Origin of the sequence: Streptomonospora salina (assembly GCF_014204715.1) — a bacterium.
Lineage (GTDB): Bacteria > Actinomycetota > Actinomycetes > Streptosporangiales > Streptosporangiaceae > Streptomonospora > Streptomonospora salina.
The window spans coordinates 4,648,652-4,667,940 of record NZ_JACHLY010000001.1 but is presented as its reverse complement, the minus strand read 5'-3'; the positions used below and the strand labels follow the sequence as shown (position 1 = coordinate 4,667,940).

At 73.2% G+C, this 19,289-nt stretch carries 19 protein-coding genes; 6 read left to right on the top strand and 13 right to left on the bottom strand.

The window, feature by feature from the left end; genetic code table 11:
• The first annotated feature begins 3 nt into the window (after window positions 1-3).
• The 3 genes from HNR25_RS21130 to HNR25_RS21120 are packed head-to-tail and all read left to right on the top strand — an operon-like array spanning window position 4 to window position 3,469.
• Entirely contained in the window at window positions 4-1,140 is a 1,137-nt protein-coding gene (locus HNR25_RS21130; protein WP_184638011.1) for a thiamine pyrophosphate-dependent enzyme, read from the top strand.
• A complete protein-coding gene (locus HNR25_RS21125; RefSeq protein WP_184638009.1) occupies window positions 1,140-2,177 on the top strand; it encodes an alpha-ketoacid dehydrogenase subunit beta in 1,038 nt (345 codons plus the stop codon). Before HNR25_RS21130 ends, HNR25_RS21125 begins: the two co-directional genes overlap by 1 nt.
• Window positions 2,174-3,469, top strand: a complete 1,296-nt coding sequence (locus HNR25_RS21120; RefSeq protein WP_184638007.1) for a dihydrolipoamide acetyltransferase family protein — start codon at window positions 2,174-2,176, stop codon at window positions 3,467-3,469. The genes HNR25_RS21125 and HNR25_RS21120 overlap by 4 nt, the downstream gene beginning before the upstream one ends.
• A 98-nt stretch (window positions 3,470-3,567) precedes the next feature.
• Here HNR25_RS21120 and HNR25_RS21115 read toward each other — a convergent pair whose 3' ends face one another.
• The 4 genes from HNR25_RS21115 to HNR25_RS21100 form a co-directional block, all read right to left on the bottom strand.
• Window positions 3,568-4,476, bottom strand: a complete 909-nt coding sequence (locus tag HNR25_RS21115) for an IS5 family transposase (protein ID WP_184637191.1) — start codon at window positions 4,474-4,476, stop codon at window positions 3,568-3,570.
• Between the two features lie 116 nt (window positions 4,477-4,592).
• Window positions 4,593-5,618, bottom strand: coding sequence for a hypothetical protein (locus tag HNR25_RS26200; protein WP_246463796.1), 1,026 nt, complete (start codon window positions 5,616-5,618; stop codon window positions 4,593-4,595).
• A 513-nt stretch (window positions 5,619-6,131) separates the two neighbouring features.
• Window positions 6,132-7,367, bottom strand: a complete 1,236-nt coding sequence (gene kynU / locus HNR25_RS21105; protein ID WP_184638005.1) for a kynureninase — start codon at window positions 7,365-7,367, stop codon at window positions 6,132-6,134.
• A 139-nt stretch (window positions 7,368-7,506) separates the two neighbouring features.
• A complete protein-coding gene (locus HNR25_RS21100) occupies window positions 7,507-8,391 on the bottom strand; it encodes a tryptophan 2,3-dioxygenase (RefSeq protein ID WP_184638003.1) in 885 nt (294 codons plus the stop codon).
• A gap of 199 nt (window positions 8,392-8,590) precedes the next feature.
• Here HNR25_RS21100 and HNR25_RS21095 point away from each other — a divergent pair, with 199 nt between their 5' ends.
• Window positions 8,591-9,022: an Lrp/AsnC family transcriptional regulator gene (locus HNR25_RS21095; protein ID WP_246464666.1), complete on the top strand. Its 432-nt coding sequence runs from the start codon at window positions 8,591-8,593 to the stop codon at window positions 9,020-9,022.
• 63 nt (window positions 9,023-9,085) lie between these two features.
• Here HNR25_RS21095 and HNR25_RS21090 read toward each other — a convergent pair whose 3' ends face one another.
• Entirely contained in the window at window positions 9,086-10,117 is a 1,032-nt protein-coding gene (locus HNR25_RS21090; RefSeq protein WP_184637999.1) for an ArsR/SmtB family transcription factor, read from the bottom strand.
• Between the two features lie 210 nt (window positions 10,118-10,327).
• Here HNR25_RS21090 and HNR25_RS21085 point away from each other — a divergent pair, with 210 nt between their 5' ends.
• Complete coding sequence (locus HNR25_RS21085) at window positions 10,328-10,843, top strand: hypothetical protein (protein WP_184637997.1); 516 nt, start codon at window positions 10,328-10,330, stop codon at window positions 10,841-10,843.
• 72 nt (window positions 10,844-10,915) lie between these two features.
• On the opposite strand, the gene HNR25_RS21080 is transcribed toward HNR25_RS21085, so the two are convergent.
• The 7 genes from HNR25_RS21080 to HNR25_RS21050 all read right to left on the bottom strand — a co-directional run bounded on the left by HNR25_RS21080 (window position 10,916) and on the right by HNR25_RS21050 (window position 17,490).
• Complete coding sequence (locus HNR25_RS21080; RefSeq protein WP_312862662.1) at window positions 10,916-12,493, bottom strand: fluoroquinolone export ABC transporter permease subunit; 1,578 nt, start codon at window positions 12,491-12,493, stop codon at window positions 10,916-10,918.
• Window positions 12,490-13,362, bottom strand: coding sequence for an ABC transporter ATP-binding protein (locus HNR25_RS21075; RefSeq protein ID WP_184637995.1), 873 nt, complete (start codon window positions 13,360-13,362; stop codon window positions 12,490-12,492). Before HNR25_RS21075 ends, HNR25_RS21080 begins: the two co-directional genes overlap by 4 nt.
• Window positions 13,363-13,417: 55 nt before the next feature.
• Window positions 13,418-13,999 carry a TetR family transcriptional regulator gene (locus HNR25_RS21070; protein WP_184637993.1) on the bottom strand — a complete coding sequence of 194 codons (582 nt, stop codon included), beginning with the start codon at window positions 13,997-13,999 and terminating at the stop codon, window positions 13,418-13,420.
• 105 nt (window positions 14,000-14,104) lie between these two features.
• Window positions 14,105-14,860, bottom strand: a complete 756-nt coding sequence (locus HNR25_RS21065; RefSeq protein ID WP_184637991.1) for an ABC transporter permease — start codon at window positions 14,858-14,860, stop codon at window positions 14,105-14,107.
• 76 nt (window positions 14,861-14,936) lie between these two features.
• Window positions 14,937-15,893: an ATP-binding cassette domain-containing protein gene (locus HNR25_RS21060; protein ID WP_184637989.1), complete on the bottom strand. Its 957-nt coding sequence runs from the start codon at window positions 15,891-15,893 to the stop codon at window positions 14,937-14,939.
• Window positions 15,894-15,970: 77 nt separating this feature from the next.
• Complete coding sequence (locus HNR25_RS21055; protein WP_184639631.1) at window positions 15,971-16,603, bottom strand: PadR family transcriptional regulator; 633 nt, start codon at window positions 16,601-16,603, stop codon at window positions 15,971-15,973.
• Window positions 16,604-16,806: 203 nt separating this feature from the next.
• Window positions 16,807-17,490, bottom strand: coding sequence for a PhzF family protein (locus HNR25_RS21050; RefSeq protein ID WP_184637987.1), 684 nt, complete (start codon window positions 17,488-17,490; stop codon window positions 16,807-16,809).
• A gap of 332 nt (window positions 17,491-17,822) precedes the next feature.
• Here HNR25_RS21050 and HNR25_RS21045 point away from each other — a divergent pair, with 332 nt between their 5' ends.
• Window positions 17,823-18,233 carry a VOC family protein gene (locus HNR25_RS21045; protein WP_184637985.1) on the top strand — a complete coding sequence of 137 codons (411 nt, stop codon included), beginning with the start codon at window positions 17,823-17,825 and terminating at the stop codon, window positions 18,231-18,233.
• A gap of 150 nt (window positions 18,234-18,383) precedes the next feature.
• Here the strand turns inward: HNR25_RS21045 and HNR25_RS21040 are convergent, their stop codons facing one another.
• Window positions 18,384-19,154 (bottom strand): DeoR/GlpR family DNA-binding transcription regulator, encoded by a 771-nt coding sequence (locus HNR25_RS21040; protein WP_184637983.1) that lies wholly within the window; start codon window positions 19,152-19,154, stop codon window positions 18,384-18,386.
• Window positions 19,155-19,289 lie beyond the last annotated feature (135 nt).

The following is a 19,289-nucleotide window of genomic DNA, read 5'->3' as shown; positions in this document are numbered from 1 at the left end:
ACCATGACGACCAGCGACGCACCACCCGTTGCGGCTCTCCCTCTGCCCTCGCTGGAGCCCCTCCGCCTCATCGACGACGACGGCTGCCGCACAGCGCAGCCGCACCGGGCGGGCTTCGACCTCCCCGACACCGAAACACTGCGCATGCTGCTGCGCGCCATGGTGGTCGGCCGCCGGTTCGACAGCCAGGCCGCCGCACTGGCCAAGCAGGGGCGGCTGGCGGTCTACCCGTCCAGCCGCGGCCAGGAGGCGTGCCAGGTCGGCGGGGTGCTCGCACTGGCAGAGCAGGACTGGCTGTTTCCCACCTACCGCGACTCCGTGGCCCTGACCGCCCGGGGCGTGGACCCGGTCGAGGTCCTGACCCTGCTGCGCGGCGACTGGCACTGCGGCTACGACCCCAAGGCCTACCGCTGCGCTCCGCAGTGCACGCCCCTGGCCACCAACGCCTCCCACGCGGTCGGACTGACCTACGCCGCCCGCCGCAAGGGATCCGACACCGCGGCGCTGGTGCTCATGGGCGACGGGGCCACCAGCGAGGGCGACGCGCACGAGGCCTACAACTTCGCGGCGGTGTGGAACACGCCCGTCGTCTTCCTGATCCAGAACAACGAATGGGCGATCAGCGTGCCGCTGCACAAGCAGTCGGCTGCTCCGACCCTCGCGCACAAGGCCGTCGGCTACGGCATGCGCGGCTACCACGTCGACGGCAACGACGCGGCCGCCGTGCACGCGGTGGTCGCACGCGCGCTGGCCGAGGCCCGCTCCGGCGGCGGGCCGGCGCTGATCGAAGCGCGCACCTACCGCACCGAGCCCCACACCAACTCCGACGACCCCACCCGCTACCGCGACGAAGCCGAGGCCGACCGCTGGCGCCGCCGGGACCCGCTGGCCCGTCTGGAGGCCCTGCTGCGCAGCGACGACGCCGTCGACGACGCGCAGCTGGCGGAGTACGCGTCCCGCGCCGAGCGCCTGGCCGAGTCGGTGCGGACCCGCCTCGCCCACGAGCCGCACCGTTCGACCGACGAACTGTTCTCCCACGTCTACGCCGAGCCCACTCCGGCGCTGCGCCGGCAGCGCGCCGGGGTGCGCGAAGCGGCTGCGCGGGCCGAGCGCGGCGGCGCGTCGAACGGGGGCCGGTGATGGCGGGCTACACCCTGGGCGGGGCGCTGAACCGGGCACTGCGCGACGCGCTGGCCGCCGACCCCGACGTCGTCGTCTACGGCGAGGACGTCGGGCGGTTGGGCGGCGTGTTCCGGGTGACCGACGGCCTGGGTGCGGAGTTCGGCGAGGACCGGTGCTTCGACTCCCCGCTGGCCGAGTCGGGGATCGCGGGAACCGCGGTGGGCATGGCGATGTACGGGCGCCGGCCGGTGGTGGAGATGCAGTTCGACGCCTTCGCCTACCCGGCGTTCCAGCAGGTCGTCTCGCACGTGGCCAAGATGCGCAACCGGACCCGGGGGCGCGTGGAACTGCCCTTGGTCATCCGCATCCCCTACGGCGGCGGCATCGGCGCGGTGGAGCACCACGGCGACTCCTCGGAGGCCTACTACGCCCACACGCCGGGCCTGCGCGTGGTCACGCCGGCCACCGCCTCCGACGGCTACTCGCTACTGCGCGAGGCCGTGGAGTCGCCCGACCCGGTGGTGTTCCTCGAACCCAAGCGCCGCTACTGGGCGCGTGCGGAACTCGACCTTCCGGTGCGCACGGCCCCGATGGACCGGGCGGTGGTGCGCCGCCCGGGCGCCGACCTGACCGTGATCGCCTACGGCCCCACCGTCGACACCGCGCTGGCGGCCGCCGAGGCCTTGGCGGAGGAAGGGCGCGAGGCCGAGGTGGTGGACCTGCGCAGCCTCTCCCCCCTCGACGACGAAACCGTCGCCGCATCGGTGCGCCGGACCGGGCGCGCGCTCGTCGTCCACGAGGCGCACGAGTTCGGCGGGTTCGGCGCCGAGATCGCCGCACGCATGACCGAGCGGTGCTTCCACCACCTGGAGGCGCCGGTGCTGCGGGTGTGCGGCCTGGACGTCCCCTACCCGCCGCCGCACCTCGAAGAGTTCCACCTCCCCAGCGCCGACCGCATCCTGGACGCGGTCGACCGGCTGCAATGGGAGTCGTCGTGGGTTCCGGGCGCCTCCGGGCCGCGCCCGGAAGCCTCCCGGACGGAGGTGGGCGCATGAGCGCGGCGGGCGAGGGCGCAGTGCGCAGCTTCCTGCTTCCCGACCTGGGTGAAGGGCTGACCGACGCCGAAATCGTGCAGTGGCTCGTGGCGGTGGGCGACACGGTGGCGGTGGACCAGCCGGTGGCCGAGGTCGAGACGGCCAAGGCGGCGGTGCAGGTGCCCTGCCCCTTCGGCGGGACCGTCGCCGAGCTGCACGGCGGCGCCGGAGACACGGTGGCGGTGGGGGAGCCGCTGGTCAGCGTGCGCACCGGCGCGGACGCGCCGGCGGCCGAAGGCGGCGGCGCCGATTCGGGGGCCGTCCTGGTGGGGTCCGGCACCCGCCCCGAAAGGCCGTCCCGCCGCCTCCCCAGGCGGGACGCAGCCGGGGAGGTGCCGCCGGCAACGGCGTCCGCGGCACCTCCCCGGCCACGTCCCGCAACGGGCGAACGGGCGCCGGTGATCTCGCCGCTGGTGCGCCGCATCGCCCGCGAGCACGGGATCGACGCCGCCGCCCTCGCCGGCAGCGGCGACGGCGGCGTGGTGCTGCGACGCGACGTGGAGGCGGCCGTCGCGGCCGGCTCCCGGCCGCCGGCCGGCGGTCCGGACGGGGCACCCGACGCGGCGGAGCGGGTATCCCTCACGGCGCCGCACCGCGAGATGGCCCGGCGCATGGCCCGGTCGCGGCGGGAGATCCCCGAGGCCACCGTGTGGGTCGACGCCGACGCCACGGGACTGCTGGAGCTGCGCACCGCGGTCGACGGGGCCGCCCCCGAGCGGCCGGTGGGCCTGCTGGGGCTCCTGGCGCGGTTCTGCGTCCTGGGGCTGGCGCGGTTCCCCGCACTGAACTCCCGGTTCGACCCCGAGCGCGAGGAGCTGCTCCGGCCGGCCGGCGTCCACCTGGGATTCGCCGCGCAGACGCCGCGCGGGCTGGTGGTGCCGGTCGTGCACGACGCCCACACGATGACCGCCCGCGAGCTGGCGGCCGAGATCGCGGCGCTCACCGAGGCGGCCCGGGCGGGCACGCTGCCGCCCGACCGGCTGCGGGGCGGCACGTTCACGGTGAACAACTACGGCGTGTTCGGCGTGGACGGTGCGGCGGCGGTGATCAACCACCCCGAGGCGGCGATCGCGGGCGTGGGGCGCATCGTCGAGCGCCCCTGGGCCCACGGCGGCGAGCTCGTGCTGCGCCCGGTCACGGAGCTGACGCTGGCCTTCGACCACCGGGTGTGCGACGGCGCCGAGGCGGGCGCGTTCTTGCGCTTCCTCGCCGACTGCGTGGAACGCCCCGCGGCGCTGCTCGGCGACATGTGAGCCCGCGGGATCGGCGCGGCGGCCGCGCCTGCGCTCCCGAGGGGCGCGGGAGCGGCCGCCGGCGTTCCGCCGCAGGGACCGGAGCGGCTAGGCCCTGTTTAAGAAGGTGTCGCTGCGAGGTCGCGCAGCCAGATGTCGATCACGGCGACCTGGATCGTGGCCTCGTAGCGCAGGGCGAGCTTGTCGAAGCGGGTGGCCACAGCACGGAACTGCTTGAGCCGCCCGATCCCGCACTCCACCACGTGGCGCTGCTTATACGCCTGTCGGTCCACCCTCGGCGGCCGGCCGCCCGCCGACCCCTTCGCCTTGCGATGGCACCGCTGGTCGCGGGGCTCGGCGATGGTCGCCGGGATCTTGCGCCGCCGCAGGTAGGCCCGGTTGGCCCGCGAGGAGTAGGCCTTGTCGGCCAACACCCGCTCGGGCCGAATACGCGGGCGCCCCGGCCCGGAGCGGGCCACACGGATGCGCTCCAGAACCCGCGCGAACTTCGGGCTGTCACCGCGCTGGCCCGCCGTCAATACCACCGACAGCGGTTTGCGGTGCTGCTCTCCGGCCAGGTGGAGCTTGGTGGAGAACCCGCCGCGCGAACGCCCCAGCGCGTGGTCGCCGGGTTCGTCGCCGGGCGGCTCGGCCTGGCGGCCGGGACGGCGGCGCGCCCCGGCGGCGTGGGGGTGGGCACGGCAGGTGGTGGAGTCGACCGCGACCGTCCAGCCGATGAGCCCGGCGGCATCGGTCCAGGCCCGCAGCTTGGCCGCGATCAGCGCCCAGATCCCGGCGCGCTGCCAGCTCCGCAGCAGATGGTAGACCGACTGCCAATGGCCGTAGCGTTCGGGCACGTCGCGCCAGGGCACACCGGCGCGGGTGCGCCAGCGGATGCCGTCCAGCAGTTGGCGCCGCGTCCATGTCGGCGGCCTCCCGCCTGCGGGTCGCGGGGGCAGCAGCGGTTTCAGGGCCCGCCACTGCTTGTCGGTCAGGTCTTTACGTCCTCCGATCGGTACCCTGGCCACCGAGGTCTCCGTGTAGATGGGCTGCTTGGTCGTTGCTCCATTTACCGGAGACCTCGCTTGTGCGCAGTTCCGACATGCCGGGCAAGCCCGATCAACCAGGGCTTCTTAAACAGGGCCTAGTCCCGGTCGGCGCCGGAGCCGCTACGCACGGAGCGGCTCACACGCTGCCGGCAGTAGGCGGCGGCCCCGCGCAGGTTCTTCGCGGTCGCGCGCATCCCTGCCGCCGTCAGCGGGGAGGCGGAGCGGTGGCGGCCCGGTCCGGCGTAGCCGGCGGAGGGCTTGCGCCGGACGAAGAGCAGGGCCACCAGCAGCGCGGGCACGATGGCCAGGGTGAGCACCCCGGTCGCCAGCGGCAGGTCGTTTCCGGCCAGCGAGATTCCGGACATGTCGTTGGAGGCGGACTCGGTGGTCAGGCCCGTTCCGGAGCCGTCGCCGCCGTCACCGTCGCCGGAGGCACCGCCGGCCTGCTGCCGCTGTTGGGAGTCCTCTGCGCCCGACGGCGGCTCCGCCGAGGATCCGCCGCCGGAGTCCGCCGGCTCCTCGGCGGACTCCTGACCGGAACCGCCGTCCCCGGAGGAACCGGCGTCCTCGGAAGCGGAGCCGTCCCCGGAGGAGCCGCCGTCCTCGGAGGTGGAACCGTTCTCGGCGGAGCCGTCGTCCTGCTGCTGCTCCTGGTCGTCGCCGTCGTCCCCGGCGGAGGCCGGAACGGGCTGGACGGCCGCGCCGTCGCACACTTCGGAACCGCTCATCGGCCGGGGAGCGCCGGATGTTCCGGCACCGTCGCCCCACTCGGTGATGTAGTACTCGACGTCGATGTGGCCCTGGCCGCCGGTGACGGTGTAGCTGGAGTCGTTCCAGCTCTGTCCGGTGAGTTCGGCGAAGGTCTTGCCGTCGAGATCGAGGAGGACGTCGCAGTTCTCCGCGGGGTGGCCGGGGCCGCGGTCGCCGATGAAGAACTCGGCCTTCTCGCCGTTGTACTCGACGTAGCCCTCGGTGCCGAGCGGCCAGCTCGGGCTGGCGGCCATGCCCTTCTGCATCGGCTCACCGGAGGCGGGAGCGCCCGTGTCGCCGTTGATGCCGGAACCGTCGTCCCAGAAGTAGGACGACTTTACCTCGCCGTACTGCACAGGTTCAGAACTCATGAAAACGCAAACCCAATTCGACGGAGCGGGGCCGAGCGAGGCCACACAGACACGACATTCCTGACCTTTTGGACACACTGGGGGCAGGGGTGACCGACGAACGGCGTGTCTGCGGGGGACTCCCGGCTGGACGGCCGGGAGCGGCGGGATCGCCGGCCGCCGTCGAAGGACGGCGAACCGGGGCAGGCGCTGGATGCGCGGCCCTGCCCGCAAGAGGTCTCAGGCCTCGTGGACCGGGGTCATGTCCCGGGGCTCGACATCGGGGGCAGACCTGGGTCCTGGAAAGGTAATAGCCAAGTCACGAACCGATCACGAAGACTGTAGCCCACGAAAAAGTCAAACGCCACAATCGGGAACGTAAAACCGCAGATCAGGACAGGTGTCGGCGCCGTACCGCCAGTACGGAACCCCAGACCACACCGGGGTTCGCAACGCCGGACCGGCACGAACATGGCACCCGTCACACGTGGACGGGTGCCGGGACGATCGGGGGCGGCGGAGGCGGACCGTGCCTCAGGTCACGGCCTTGGCCGCGGTGAATCGCGGGTCGCGCCACTCCTCGCCGCGCACTACCTCCACCAGCGCCGATGCCGCGTCGAAGACGTCGGTATAGCGCAGGTAAAGCGGGGCGAACCCGAAGCGCAGCACGTCGGGAGCGCGGAAGTCGCCCACCACACCGCGCGCGATCAGCGCCTGCACGATCGCGTACCCCTGCGGGTGGCGCAGCGCGACCTGGCTGCCGCGGCGGCCGCCCTCGCGCGGGGTCACCAGTTCCAACCCGGCGGAGCCGGTCGACTCGATGAACAGCTCCGTCAGCGCCAGGCTCTTCTCCCGCAGCTGGTGCAGGTCCACCCGCTGCCACAGGTCGAGGGAAGCCTCCAGCGCGGCGGCGGCCACCACCGGCTGCGATCCGCTGAGGAAGCTGCTCGCCCCGTCGGCGGGCGCGTACTCGGCGGAGAAGTCGAACGGCCGGGCGTGGCCGTGCCACCCGGTCAGCGGCTGGCGGGCGGCGCCGTGGTGGCGCTCGGCGGCGAAGACGAACGCGGGGGCGCCCGGCCCCGCATTGAGGTACTTGTAGGTACAGCCCACGGCGAAATCGACGCCGCAGCCCGCCAGCTCGACCGGAAGCGCGCCGACGCTGTGGCACAGGTCCCACACCACCAGCGCCCCGTTGGCATGGGCCAGCCTGGTGATCTCGGCCATGTCCCGCAGAGCGCCCGTGCGGTAGTCCACATGGCTCAGCAGCAGGACGGCCACGTCGCCCGCTGCCAGCGCTCCGGCCAGGGCGGCGCGACGGTCGGCGTCGACGCGGCGCTCGACGGCACCCATGATCTCGGCCACGCCCCCGGTGATGTACAGGTCGGTGGGGAAGTTCCCCGTCTCGCCCAGCACGACGCGGCGCTCGGGATTCAGCCGCAGTGCCGCCACCAGCGCCTTGAACAGGTTGGCGGACGTCCCGTCGCCCACGACCACCTCGTGCGGCCCCGCTCCCACCAGCGGTGCGAGCATGGCGCCCAGGGTGCGCGGCTTGTCCCACCAGCCGGCGTCGTTCCAGCTCGCGATCAGGCGCTCGCCCCACTCCTGCTCGACGGTGCGGGCGATGCGTGCGGGAGCGGCCGCCGGAAGCGCGCCCAGCGAGTTGCCGTCGAGGTAGACCACCCCCTCGGGCAGCAGGAACTCCCGGCGGAAACCGGCCAGCGGATCCTCGTCGTCACGGCGGGCGCAGTCGGATCTGGTGGTGGATGTCATGCGGATGCGGCCTTCCTGGGACGGGGCGATCTCAGCGGCGGACCGAAGCGCGGGCCGGTGCGGCGGGCACGCCGCGGACGGCGGGCGGGACACGACGTGCCCGCGCACGGATGATGCATGCCCGCGGCGGGGCGCGGCCTCACACTCCGGTACGCAGCGACCACAGTTCGGGGAACACGTCGCGGGCGGCGTTGCGGGCGAGCCAGTCCAGCCCGCTGGAACCGCCGGTACCGGGTTTGGCACCCATGGAGCGCTTGACCGCCATCAGGTGCCGGTGCCGCCACCGGGTCACACGTTCGGCCGTGTCCAGGAGAGCTTCGGCCAGTCGCAGCAGATCGTTGCCGGGGCGCTCGTCGGCGTAGACCTCGGCCCAGGCCCGCTCCACCCGGGGGTCGGCCGTGTACGGGCGGGTCCAGTCGCGCTCGGTCACGTCGTCGGGCACCGGCAGCCCGCGCCGGGCCAGCAGCCGCAGCGCGGCGTCGTAGAGGCCGGGTTCGGCGAGGGTCCGCTCCAGCCCGGCACCCGCCACAGGCAGTCCGCGTTGCGCCCGCGCCATCCCCGCCGACTTGTTGCCCAGCAGGAACTCCAACTGCCGGTACCCCGCCGACTGCACGCCCGAGGCCACGTCCAGCGACGCGCGGAACCGGTCGAACTCCGCGGGGGTCAGCATGGACAGCATGCCCCAGGACTCCACGAGCACGTCCTGAGGGCCGGTGCCGCGGCGCAGCGCAGCCAGGGCCGCGGCGGTGTCGCCGGCCTCCAGCGCGTCCCGGGCCTGCTCCCAGTGGTGGCGGATCAGCCGGAACAGCAGCTCCATGACCTGCGTGGTGATGATGAAGGACAGCTCCGCCGGCTCCCCCGTGCGCGGGCGCTGCAGACTCAGCAGCGTCTCCGTGTGCACGTAGTCGGTGTAGGCGGCGGCCTCGTCGGTGCCCAGCACCGGACAGGCCGACGGTGCGCCGGCCTCCTCCGCGGCCGCGCCGCCGGGCACCCGGCGCCCCTGGTCGTACGCGGTCCTCGCCATCCTCGCTCCCCCTCTGTGCACGCCGCTGCGGTCGGTCCGACCCAGCATGGGCCAAGCGGTCCGGCGGATTGAATGGCCGCCGCTGACGAATCGGGGTCGTGCACTTAACGTCCGCAACCGGTATCGGTTGTACTGTTTACGAACGCGAAAACGACGCTTGGACCCCGGCGAAGCGTCCCGGAAAACGGGAGGGCCTGTGCTGGACACCGTCGACCGGCGGATCCTCGACGAACTGCAGGAGGACGCGCGGCTGTCCTACAACGAGCTGTCGCGGCGGGTGAACCTGTCGGCGCCCGCCGTGGCCGACCGGGTGCGGCGCCTGCAGGAGACCGGCGTGATCACCGGGTACCACGCCCATGTCGACCCCGCCGCCGCCGGGCTTGCGGTGACGGCGCTGGTGCGCATGGAGTGCTTCGGGCCGCGGTGCCTCCTGCGCGACGCTGCGGCGCTGGCGACACCCGAGATCCTGCAACTGCACCGGGTCACGGGCGACGCCTGCTGCGTGCTCCTGGTGGCGGTGGCCTCGATGGCGCACTTCGAGGAGGTCATCGACCGGCTGGCCGAGCACGGCCGCCCCTCCAGCACGATGGTGCTCTCCAGCCCCTACCCCTGGCGTCCCGTGCGGCCGTGAGCGTCCCCGCCGCGCCGCAGGCTGTGCACCCGCCACTGCGGCTCCGGGGACCGGCCCCGGGCCTCAATCCGGCCGGACGCTCCCGATACGGCCGCGCCCCGGTTCTTCGCCCGACAGCAGGCACCGCCCGAGTGCGGTGAGGCTGTGCCGTACACAGCACCCGGCCCTGCGTGTGGTGACCAGACCCGATGCCCGCAGCGTCCCCAGATGCTGGCTGGCGGCCGCGGCCGAGACCCCGGTCAGGGCCGCGACCTCGCTGGTCGTCGGTTCGTCGGTGACGGCCGCGAGCACGGCCGCGCGGGTGCGGCCGAACAGGGCCCGCAACCGGTCGGGCCGGGCCGCTGCCGCCGCGGAACGCACACGGGCGTCACTCTGCTCCTCGGGGACGGGCAGCACCAGCACCGGCGGCCGGTCGGGATCGCACAGGGTCACCGGCGCCAGGCAGAAGTACGACGGCAGCACCAGCAGTCCTCGGCCCCTCAGGTACAGGTCCCGGTCGCGCGGATAGCGCACGTCGAGTACGTCGCCGCGCCAGCCGCCCGAGACCGGCAACCGGGCGAGGAACTCCGCGACGCCGTAGTGGGTCAGCACGCGCGAGTGGCGCTCGCGCGCCGCACCGACGGCCGCGTCCACCGCAGGCCACCACGGCACCAGGGCGGTGCGGCAGTAGTCGGCCAGCGCGCCGCAGATCCCGTCGAGCACCGCGGAATCGCCCTCACCCAGCCGCCGCGCCCACGCCGGCAGCGCCCGCTCACCCGCCATACGCTCCACATCGGCGCGCAACCGGTCGACGGGTGTCGCCCGTACGGCATCGATCCCCGTTCGGATGGCGGAGTCGACGTCGTGGGCCGCCGGCTGCACCTGCGGCGCGGGGGTGAGGAAGTCGGCCGAGGAGCCGCGGGGCGGCGCCAGCGCGGTCAGGGCCCAACCGCGGCGGTCCAACCGCGTCCCCACCTCGGCACGCCAGCCCGCGTAGCGTGCCCCGCCGGGCGCCTGCAGCACGTGCATGCTCAGCAGCGCCTCCCACATGGGGTCGGGCGCCAAGGCCACGCGCGTACGAGCGATATCGGCAGAGGCGAAGTGGATCCGCAGCACGGACGGGCCCTCCCCGGGCGAGGCCGAAACAATGGCAGCGCTCCACCCTCGTCACACTTCGGATTGCCAGAGTTTCCCATTGTAATCGCCACGACGGCGCCGAGGGCGCGCACAGCACCGATTCAGCCCTGGCTAAAAGGGGTGGACGACGCAGGGCCGGATCCGCAGAGTGATCCCGTGCATCCAATCCGAACACAGAGAGGCGCATACATGGACCCGAACACACCGCGCTGGGGACGGTTCGCGGCGTGCACCGCCGCGGCCGCCCTGCTGGCCACCGGTTTCGCGTCGGCCCCCGCCTACGCCGACGACGACACCCGGCACTGCGTCATCACGCTCGACGCCGTCGCGCCCGGCGAGACGTCCTCGGAGGTCGTCGACCGCGACTGCGCCCCCGGCGAGGAGGGCCGCCGGCTCCAGCGCGCCGCGACGGCCAGCACTCTCATCATGACCTGGTACCAGGACCGGAACTACGCAGGCGACACCGCCGACATCCGCAAGTCCGGCGGCCCGTGCGACAGCCGGGGCTACGGCATCAGCGACGTCGGCTTCCTCTGGCACGACGAGATCTCGTCCTTCAAGACCTGGAACGGGTGCACGGTCACGCGCGCCTACGAGCACTCCGACTACGGCGGCCACTTCGGCCACTACGGCAGCGACCGGGTGGTCTACGTCGGCGACCACATCAACGACGCGATCTCGTCCTTCCGCACCTGGAACGGCTGACCGGTCCCGCGCGGGCCGGCGCCCCACACGCCGGCCCGCGCGCGTCCCGGCGCTCGCGAGCGCGGCGCCGGTTCATCCGCGCTCCAGGCGCCGCAGCGTGCGGGCCAGCAGCCAGGCGCCGGTCAGCGCCGCCAGCGCCGCTCCCGCGGCGAGTCCCACCGGCCACGGCGCCACGTCGTACCCCGGAAGCACCGCCACCGGCCAGAACAGCGGCAGGGGCGCGAGCGACCACGCCGCCCACGCGGGCAGCCACCACACCGCGACCGGAAGCAGAGTGAACACCGCCCCGGCGATCTTGACCAGCACCAGCGTCTCCACCTTGGCCGGAGCGAAGGCGGTGGCGGCGAGCACGAACAGCGGCGCCTGCAGGGCCGCCAGCGCGACCGCCGCGACCAGAGCGGGCACCCGGTCGGGGGCGACGCCGGTCACCAGCCCTGACAGCGGAACGGCCGCCGCCAGTCCGCTCCCCGCCGTGATCACGGCCACCGCCGTCCGGTAAGCCAGGAAGCGCGGCAGGCCCAGCGGCGAGACGCGGTACAGCAGCAGCGTGCCGTCGTCGGCGTCCTCGACGGTCCGCAGGGCCGCCATCGCGCCGGTCATCATCGGCACGTGCAGCACGACCAGCGCCGCAAGCAGCACCGGCGCGAGAGGGCCGGTGTCCAGCCCGTAACGGGCCGCGAGGAACCCGCTCGCCGACGGATACGCCCACCGCAGGACGAGCGCGAGCACGGCCGGCCCCAGCAGCAGCGCGACGAGCAGGGGATCCCGCAGCAGACCACGCAGATCGGCGCGCGCCAGCCCGCCCGCGGCCCCGCCGCACCGCCGTCCGGACGATGCCGCTGCGCGGACCGGCGCCCGGTCCCGCTGCGCCGGCCGCAGAGCGTTCCGGCCCGCGGCCGAGGTGCCCGACCGGCCGACCGGCGCCGGGAGTCCCGCCGCCGTCTCCGGTCCCACCGCCCGGCAGGCGAGGATCGCGGCGCCCGCGATCCACACGAGCAGGTACAGCACGGCGAGCGCCAGTGGCCCCGCACCGAGTGCTGCCCCGGGCAGGAGTCCGGCGCGGATCAGCTCGGCGCCGCCGGTGGTGGGCACTAGATACAGCAGTGGGTGGTCGAGGGCACCGGACACGTGCACGACCGGCACCACCACCAGCGGCGCCACCAGCGGCACGCGCGTGACCAGCGCCCCGATCCCGCCCGCGCCGCCGCAAGCCGCGAGCGCTGCGCCGACCAGCAGCAGCGACAGCAGCGCCACACCCAGCAGCACCGGCGGCAGCGCCGCCGCCACTGCGGCAGGGTGCTCGCGCGCGGCGGCGAGGGTCATCGGGACCGCGATCGCCGTCGCGAGGAGGGTGAGCACGGCGAGCTTGGCCCCGACGTACTCGATCGGCCGCAGCGGGGCCGCCGCCAGGATCGCCCGGCCGCCCTCGGCCCGCTCGAAGAGCACCAGCACGACCGCGAAAAGGACGCCGAAGCCGGCGGTGTCGACGATCAGCAGGTAGACGGCGGCCGTGGGCGCCCACGCGGCCGGTACGGCGAGCAGGACCGCGCTCCACAGCGCCGCGAGCGCCGCCGCGGCGGCGGGCACCCGGTGGCGCAGTTGCACCCGCCACTCCAGCGACACGCCGGCCGCGGCCCGCACGCCGGTCACAACCGGGCCTCGGTCACGGTGGCGAACACGTCGTCCAGCGACGCCTCGCGGGTGTGCACGGTCTCGACCGCGCCCCGGGCGAGCAGGTCGGCCAGTCCCGGATCGGCGGTGAGCGCGTCCAGCGGCACCTGCCGGGAGTCCAGCCGCCCGTCGACGCGGTACTCCACCCGGACTCCCGGGCGCCCGTAGCGGAGTTTGAAGGCCCGCGGGGAGTCGACCGCTGCGATGCGCCCGTCCACGACGAAGGCGACGCGGTCGCACAACCGGTCGGCGGTGGTCATGTCGTGGGTGGTCAGGAACACGGTGGTGCCCTGCCGTGCCTGGTCGCGGATCACCTCGCGCAGCGCCGCGGCGTGTACGGGGTCCTGGCCGGAGGTGGGCTCGTCCAGGAACAGCAGATCGGGCCGGGTTACCAGGGCGCGGGCGAGGTTGAGCCGCATGCGCATGCCCTTGGAGAAGCCGTCGACGCGCCGTTCGGCGGCCCCGGCCAGGTCGACCGCCTCCAGCAACTCGCGCACGGGCGGCGGCGGGCGGCGGTACAGGCGGGCCACGGCGGTGAGGTTCTCCGCGGCGGTGAGCTTGCCGAAGGCCACGGGCAGCTCGAAGCCGACGCCGATGCGCTCGAAGTAGTCGGCTCCCCAGCTGTCCAGAGGGCGGCCGAACACGGCGGCGCGGCCGCTGTACCCGCGCAGCAGGCGGGTGAGGACCCGCTGCACCGTCGACTTGCCCGCGCCGCTGGGCCCGAGGAAGCCGAACACCTCGCCCGGGGCCACGGCGAAGGCCATCCCCGCCACGGCGTCGGCGTCGGCGCCCCGGTAGCGCACGCGCAGGTCCTCGACGTCGATCACCGGTGTGCCCGCACCGTCCATGCGTCCTTCCGCCTCTCCGCCGCCCGTGGTCCGGCCGCCCGTGGAGTCCCCGTCCTCACCTCAGCTCGGCGCGCAGCTGAGCGAAGGCGTCGTCGACGATTTCGGCCAGGTCGGCGCGGCCGTCCCCGTCGGCCCATTCGGTGATGGCGGTGGTGAGCACGGCCAGACACGCCGCGGCGACGACGCGCACGCGCCTGGGCACCGCAGCGGGATCGTCGGTACCGGCCAGCGCCCGTTCCAGCAGCGCCCGGGTGCCCTGCATCTGCTCCCAGAGGCGCGAGCGCAGCGAGGGCGCGCTGAGCAGCAGCCGCACGCGCGCCAGCAGCGCGTCCCGGTCGGAGCCGCCGACCGCGGCCAGGCCCTCGGCCGTCGCGTTGCGCACCCGCTCGACCAGGTCCTCGGACTCGGGCCGGTTGCGCAGCGCCGCATCGATCAGCGGATCGTACCCGTCGGCGAGCACGACGTCCTCCTTGGTCGGGAAGTACCGGAAGAAGGTGGTGTGGGAGACACCCGCGGCCGCGGCGATCTGCGTCACCGTGGTCGCGTCGTAGCCCTGCTCCCCGAACAGCCGCAGCGCCTCGCCCTGGATCCGCTCCCGGGTCCGCGCCTTCTTCCGCTCGCGCCAGTCCTGGCTCACGATCACCCTTCGATTCCGATGTTAGTCGCTTACATGTTAGTCGCTAACATCTGTGGGGCAAGAGCGAACAGGACCGCGGCGGCGGGTCCGGTCCGATCGGGCGCGTCACGCCGCCAGGCGGCGCATCAGGCGGGTACCCAGCGCGAGGGCGACGACGGCGACCGCCGCGGCCACCCCGGCGCCGATCAGCACCGACGGGTCGCCGAAATCGCCGCGGAACAGCGCACGCTCGGCATCGACCACGTGGCTGAGCGGGTTGATGCGGGAGAGGGTGTACAGCCAGGTCGGCGCCATCTCCATAGGAAGCAGGATTCCGGACAGCAGGATCAGCGGCATGGTCGTCGTCTGCAGGATCGCCGGGAAGAGGAACTCCTGCTTGACCGACATCGCGAGCATGTAGGACAGCGTCCCCAAGCCCACGCCCATGACCAGCAGCACCAGTAGGCCGGCGGCTGCGCCTACCGGCGACACCCGCAGGCCGGACGCGACGACGATCAGCAGGATCACCGCGGCCTGGCCGAGCAGCACCGCGATGTCGCGCAGGACCCGGCCCAGCAGCAGGGCGACCCGGCTGACGGGAGCGGCCAGCAGCCGCTCGTGCGCGCCGCTGCGCAGTTCGGGCAGCAGGCCGAAGCCCGCGAAGGAGGTTCCGAACAGCGCCAGCATCGCCAGCACTCCGGGCACGAACCACTGGAGGGGGTCCTCGCCCGTCGCGCCGGGCATCCCCGACAGCAGCGGCGCGAAAAGCGCGAGGTAGAGGATCGGCTGCAGCATGGAGAAGCCCATGCCCGCGACGGGGCTGTGCAGGGTGGGCCGCAACTGGCGCAGGAAGATCAGCCACGTGTCGCGCAGGAGGGGCATCGTCGGCGCTCCGTTCGTTCTGTTCGGGCCGTGCCCGGCCGTCGCCGGGGCCGGGGCGGAAGGGTCGGGGCGGCGCTCATCCGGCGCTCTCGCGCAGGCTGCGCCCGGTCAGGGTGAGGAACACGTCGTCCAGGGAGGGACGGTGCACCTGCACGGTGCGCAGCTCCAGACCGCGGGCCTCGACGGCGCTAAGGACTTCGGGCAGGGCGGCGTCGCCGCGGTCGACGCGCATGCGCACCGCGGTGGCCGCGGTGTCGACCGAGTGGGTCGCGGTCGCCCCCTGGACGGCGGCCGCAGCCGCGCGGGCGTCCTCTTCGGACGCGGCTTCCAGGACCACCAGGTCGCCGGAGACTTTCCCTTTGAGTTCATCGGGGGTGCCGTCGGCGATGACCGAGCCGTGGTCGATGACGACCACGCGTTCGGCGACGCTGTCGGCTTCGTCCAGGTAGTGGGTGGTGAGCACGATGGTGGTTCCGTACCTTTCGCGCAGCCGGGCGATGTGCGACCAGAGGTTGGCGCGGCTGTGCGGGTCGAGGCCGGTGGAGGGCTCGTCCAGGAACAGCAGGTCGGGCTGGTGGATGAGCCCCATGGCGACGTCCAGCCGCCGCTGCTGCCCGCCGGAGAGATAGGAGGCCTCGCGCTTGTCCAGTCCTTCCAGGTCGAGGTCGGCCATCAGCTCGGCTGCGCGCGAGCGCGCCTCGGCCTTGGCCAGCCCGTACATCCGCCCCTGGCCGACCAGCTCCTCGGCGACGTACTGGCCCGTTCCGGCCGCGTGGCCCTGGCCGACGTAGCCGATCCTCCGGCGTACGCCCTTCGGGTCGGCCACGACGTCGCATCCGGCGACGGAAGCGCTGCCGGAGGTGGGCAGCAGCAGGGTCGTGAGCATGCGCAGGGTCGTCGACTTCCCGGCCCCGTTGGGCCCTAAAAGCGCGACGAGCTCGCCGGCCCCGACGTCCAGGTCGAGGCGGCGCACCGCTTCGACGGTGCCGCCCTTGGCCTTGAACGTCCGGACGAGGTCACGGGTGCGGATCACGACTCCCCCTGGAATCCGGTAGTCAAATTTGAACACTTGATACTCTGCCGCATGCGACCGCAGCGATCAAACGCTTTTCAGCCGCCGGCGCCGGACTCGGACCCGGTATCCGCCGGCGGAACCCAGCCGGGCTCGCCGAAGACCGCCGCGCCTTCGCCCGCCATGGTGTAAGCCCCGTTCTCCAGCCGCTCGATCAGCTCGCGGGTGAACGAGACCGCCGCGTCCCCGGCGACGACCCAGGATCGGAACAGCTCCCAGACGTGCTCCGGCTTGGCGGGCGGAGCCGCGTCCTCCGCCAGCAGCGACCGGAGACTGGCCTGTTCGTCTTCGAGCCCGGCGAGGCGCGACCGCAGCAGCCGGATCACCCGGCGACGGGACTGGCACGGCAGAAACGTGATGCCGGCGCCGAAGAACTCCGGCTTGGCCGAAGCGTCCGACAGCGCCTTGCTCAGCAGGCGGACGAACTCCTCCTCGCCGCTGCCGGTCAGCTCGAACACCGTGCGCTCGGGCCCTTCGCCGCTCTCCTCCACACCGGCGCCGCGCAGCATTCCGCCCTTCAGCAGCTGGCGCAGCGCGTGGTAGACCGAGCCGGGCTTGACGCTGGCCCACTGCTCGGCGCCCCACGTCAGCAGCTCGCGCCGCACCTGGTAGCCGTGGGCCCGCCCCGAAGCGCGCACCACTCCCAGAACCAGCAACCGCGTCGCCGACATCGCCACTCCGCCATGCTCTCGCCTCGACTTTCCCCGAGAGTAAGCCAGATCCGCCGATGGCGGGCATGGGGCGGGACTCCGGAAGAGCCGCCGCCCCGCGCCGTCCGATGCGGCAGGTGACCACGCACACCCCGGTGTGGCACCGTGCGGTCGTCCGCTGTGCGGCCCGGTGTGCGGCCGGGCTGAAGGGCGGCCGGCCGCCGTCACGGCAGCGGGTACCGGCGGGTCTCCAGAAGGGCGCAGCGTCCCCCGACCTCGACGGTGCCGCCGGGTCCGGGGCGCACGTCGATGCGCGATCCCGTCCCCTGGTGGACGGTCAGCGCACGGCCGAGGCGCTGACCCAGCCGCAGCGCGGCGGCGCCGGTGGCCTCGTCCTCGCCGATCCCCATCTCCTGCGGGAAGACCCGCACGCGGACGTCGCCGGCCGCTTCGTCCTGCCAGGCCCAGACGTGCAGGTCGACCCCTGCTTCTCCGCCTTCCAGGGCGTCCACGTCGGCCGGGGAGGCCAGCCGGCGCGTGTCGAAGGCGGGCGCGAGGTCGGGGTCGGCGCGGATCCAGACGCGTTCGCCCTCGGACCAGGTCGGCACCGCGCCGGCGGGCGGGGCGAGGACGTCGAGCGGGCGGCCCGAATCGGCCAGCAGCCACGCGGTGCCCACGAGAGGGTGGCCGGCCAGCGGCAGCTCGACGGCGGGGGTGTGGATGTGCAGCCGTCCGCTGTCGGCGTCCTCCACGAAGACGGTCTCGGAGAATCCGAGGTCGGCCGCGATCCGCTGCCGGCTGGGGCCGGGGAGTCCGGACGCGTCGGGGAAGACGCCGAGCTCGTTGCCGCCGGTACCGCCCTCGCCGAGGAACACGGTGACGATCTGCAGTGTGGTGTTCGTACTCATGGGCGCGACCTTGCCACGGCGCGTCGTCCGGGCGCACGCGGATTTCACGGCGTCGAGAGCAGGGCCCGCCGGCGCCGGTACGGAGCCGGGGCGCGGCGCCCGTGTGAGCACCCTCATATGCGGCCGCGGAAGCGCTCTACGCTGCCACGAAGCCCGCCATCGGGGCCGTGCGGGGCGCCGTGCCGGCGCCGGCGGCGAACAGGTCCGATCAGTCCCGTTAAGCGTGCATTAACAGGTCCCCGCCGACGGCGGTGACCCGCGTATTCTCGAGAATCGTGCTTACGCTGTTCCCACCCCGCAGACGGCCGCTGGACCGCCGGAAAGAGGGTTCCGTGCCTCGAGTGACCGGACTCGCCCACATCACCCTGTCGGTGCGCGACCGCGACGCCAGCATCGAGTTCTACCGCTCCGTGCTCGGGTTCAAGGAGTTCAAGACCCGTGACGGCAAGCAGTGGCTGCTCACCGAGTGTCGGCACCCGTGCGGGGTCGTGCTGGGGTTCATCCAGCACAAGGACCAGTTCAAGGCGACCTTCGACCACCGCCGCACCGGCATGGACCACGTCGCCTTCCAGGTCGGCAGCCTCGGCGAGCTCTCCTACTGGGAGGACCGGCTCACCGAGCTCGACATCGACCACTCCCCGGTCGTGCATTCCGACAGCGGTTCCATGATCCAGTTCTTCGACCCGGACGGCATCCAGTTGGAGCTGTTCTGCCCCGCGGATCTGGGCAGCGACGAAGCCTGAGCCGCACCCCCGCCCGTCCGGACCCCCGCACACCCCGGCGGAGGCGCCGCCGGAGGACGGCGGCAGCGGCGCCGCGCACCGTCCGCCGGCCCGTCACCTCCGGTGGCGGGTCCCCCGCCCCGCGACCGAACCGTCGCCGCCGTCCGGCGCTCACTCCGGGGAGACCAGCTCCAGCCGCACGTCCTGAGCCCGGATCTCATCGGCCGCCGACTGCGGCAGCCGGTCGTCGGTGACGATCAGGTCGAACTCCTCCAGGCGCGCCACCCGGAACGTCCCGAACTTTCCGTACTTCGTACTGTCCACGGTGAGTACGCTCTTGGACGCCATGCGCAGCAGTTGCTGCTTGGCGACGACCTTGGCCTCGGAGGGCGTCGTCGATCCCCGTTCCACGTCCCAGGAGCTGCTGGCGACGAAGGCGATGTCGACGTTGACCTTGCTCAGGAAGTCGGCGGTGAACTGGCCCACCGACGAGTGGTCGGCGTGGGAGACTACGCCGCCGGTGTGGATCAGCTCGATGTCGGGGTACTCCATCAGGTGCCCGACGACGTTGAAGTCGTTGGTGACGACGGTCAGTCCGACTTTCTCGGTGAGCATCGGCACCATCTGCAGGGATGTGGTGCCGGCGTCGAGGAAGATCGTGAAGTTGTCCCGTACCAGCTGGCCCGCGGCGCGGGTGATCGCTCGCTTGGCGGGCACTTCCAGCTGGGCCTTGGCGAGGTACGAGGGCTCGCTCTTCAACCGCGCCGCCAGGCGCACGCCGCCGGTGACCGACAGCACCTTGCCGTCGTTCTCCAGCGCCTGGATGTCGCGCCGCACCGTCATGTGCGAGACGGACAGCATCGAAGTGAGCTCGTTGATGCTCAGCACGTGCCGCTCCTGCAGGAGCTTGAGGATATGCTCGCGGCGCTGGTCGGGGATCATCTTTCGCCTTCGGAAGTCGTCGTCGGAGCGGCGCCGGCCGTGTGGCGGGCGCGCGTACTTACCACAGAAGTCTCCCAGTCCGCCAGAGTAGGGGGCTGCCCGCCCCGCAGTGTATGCGGCGGGATCCGCGGGCCG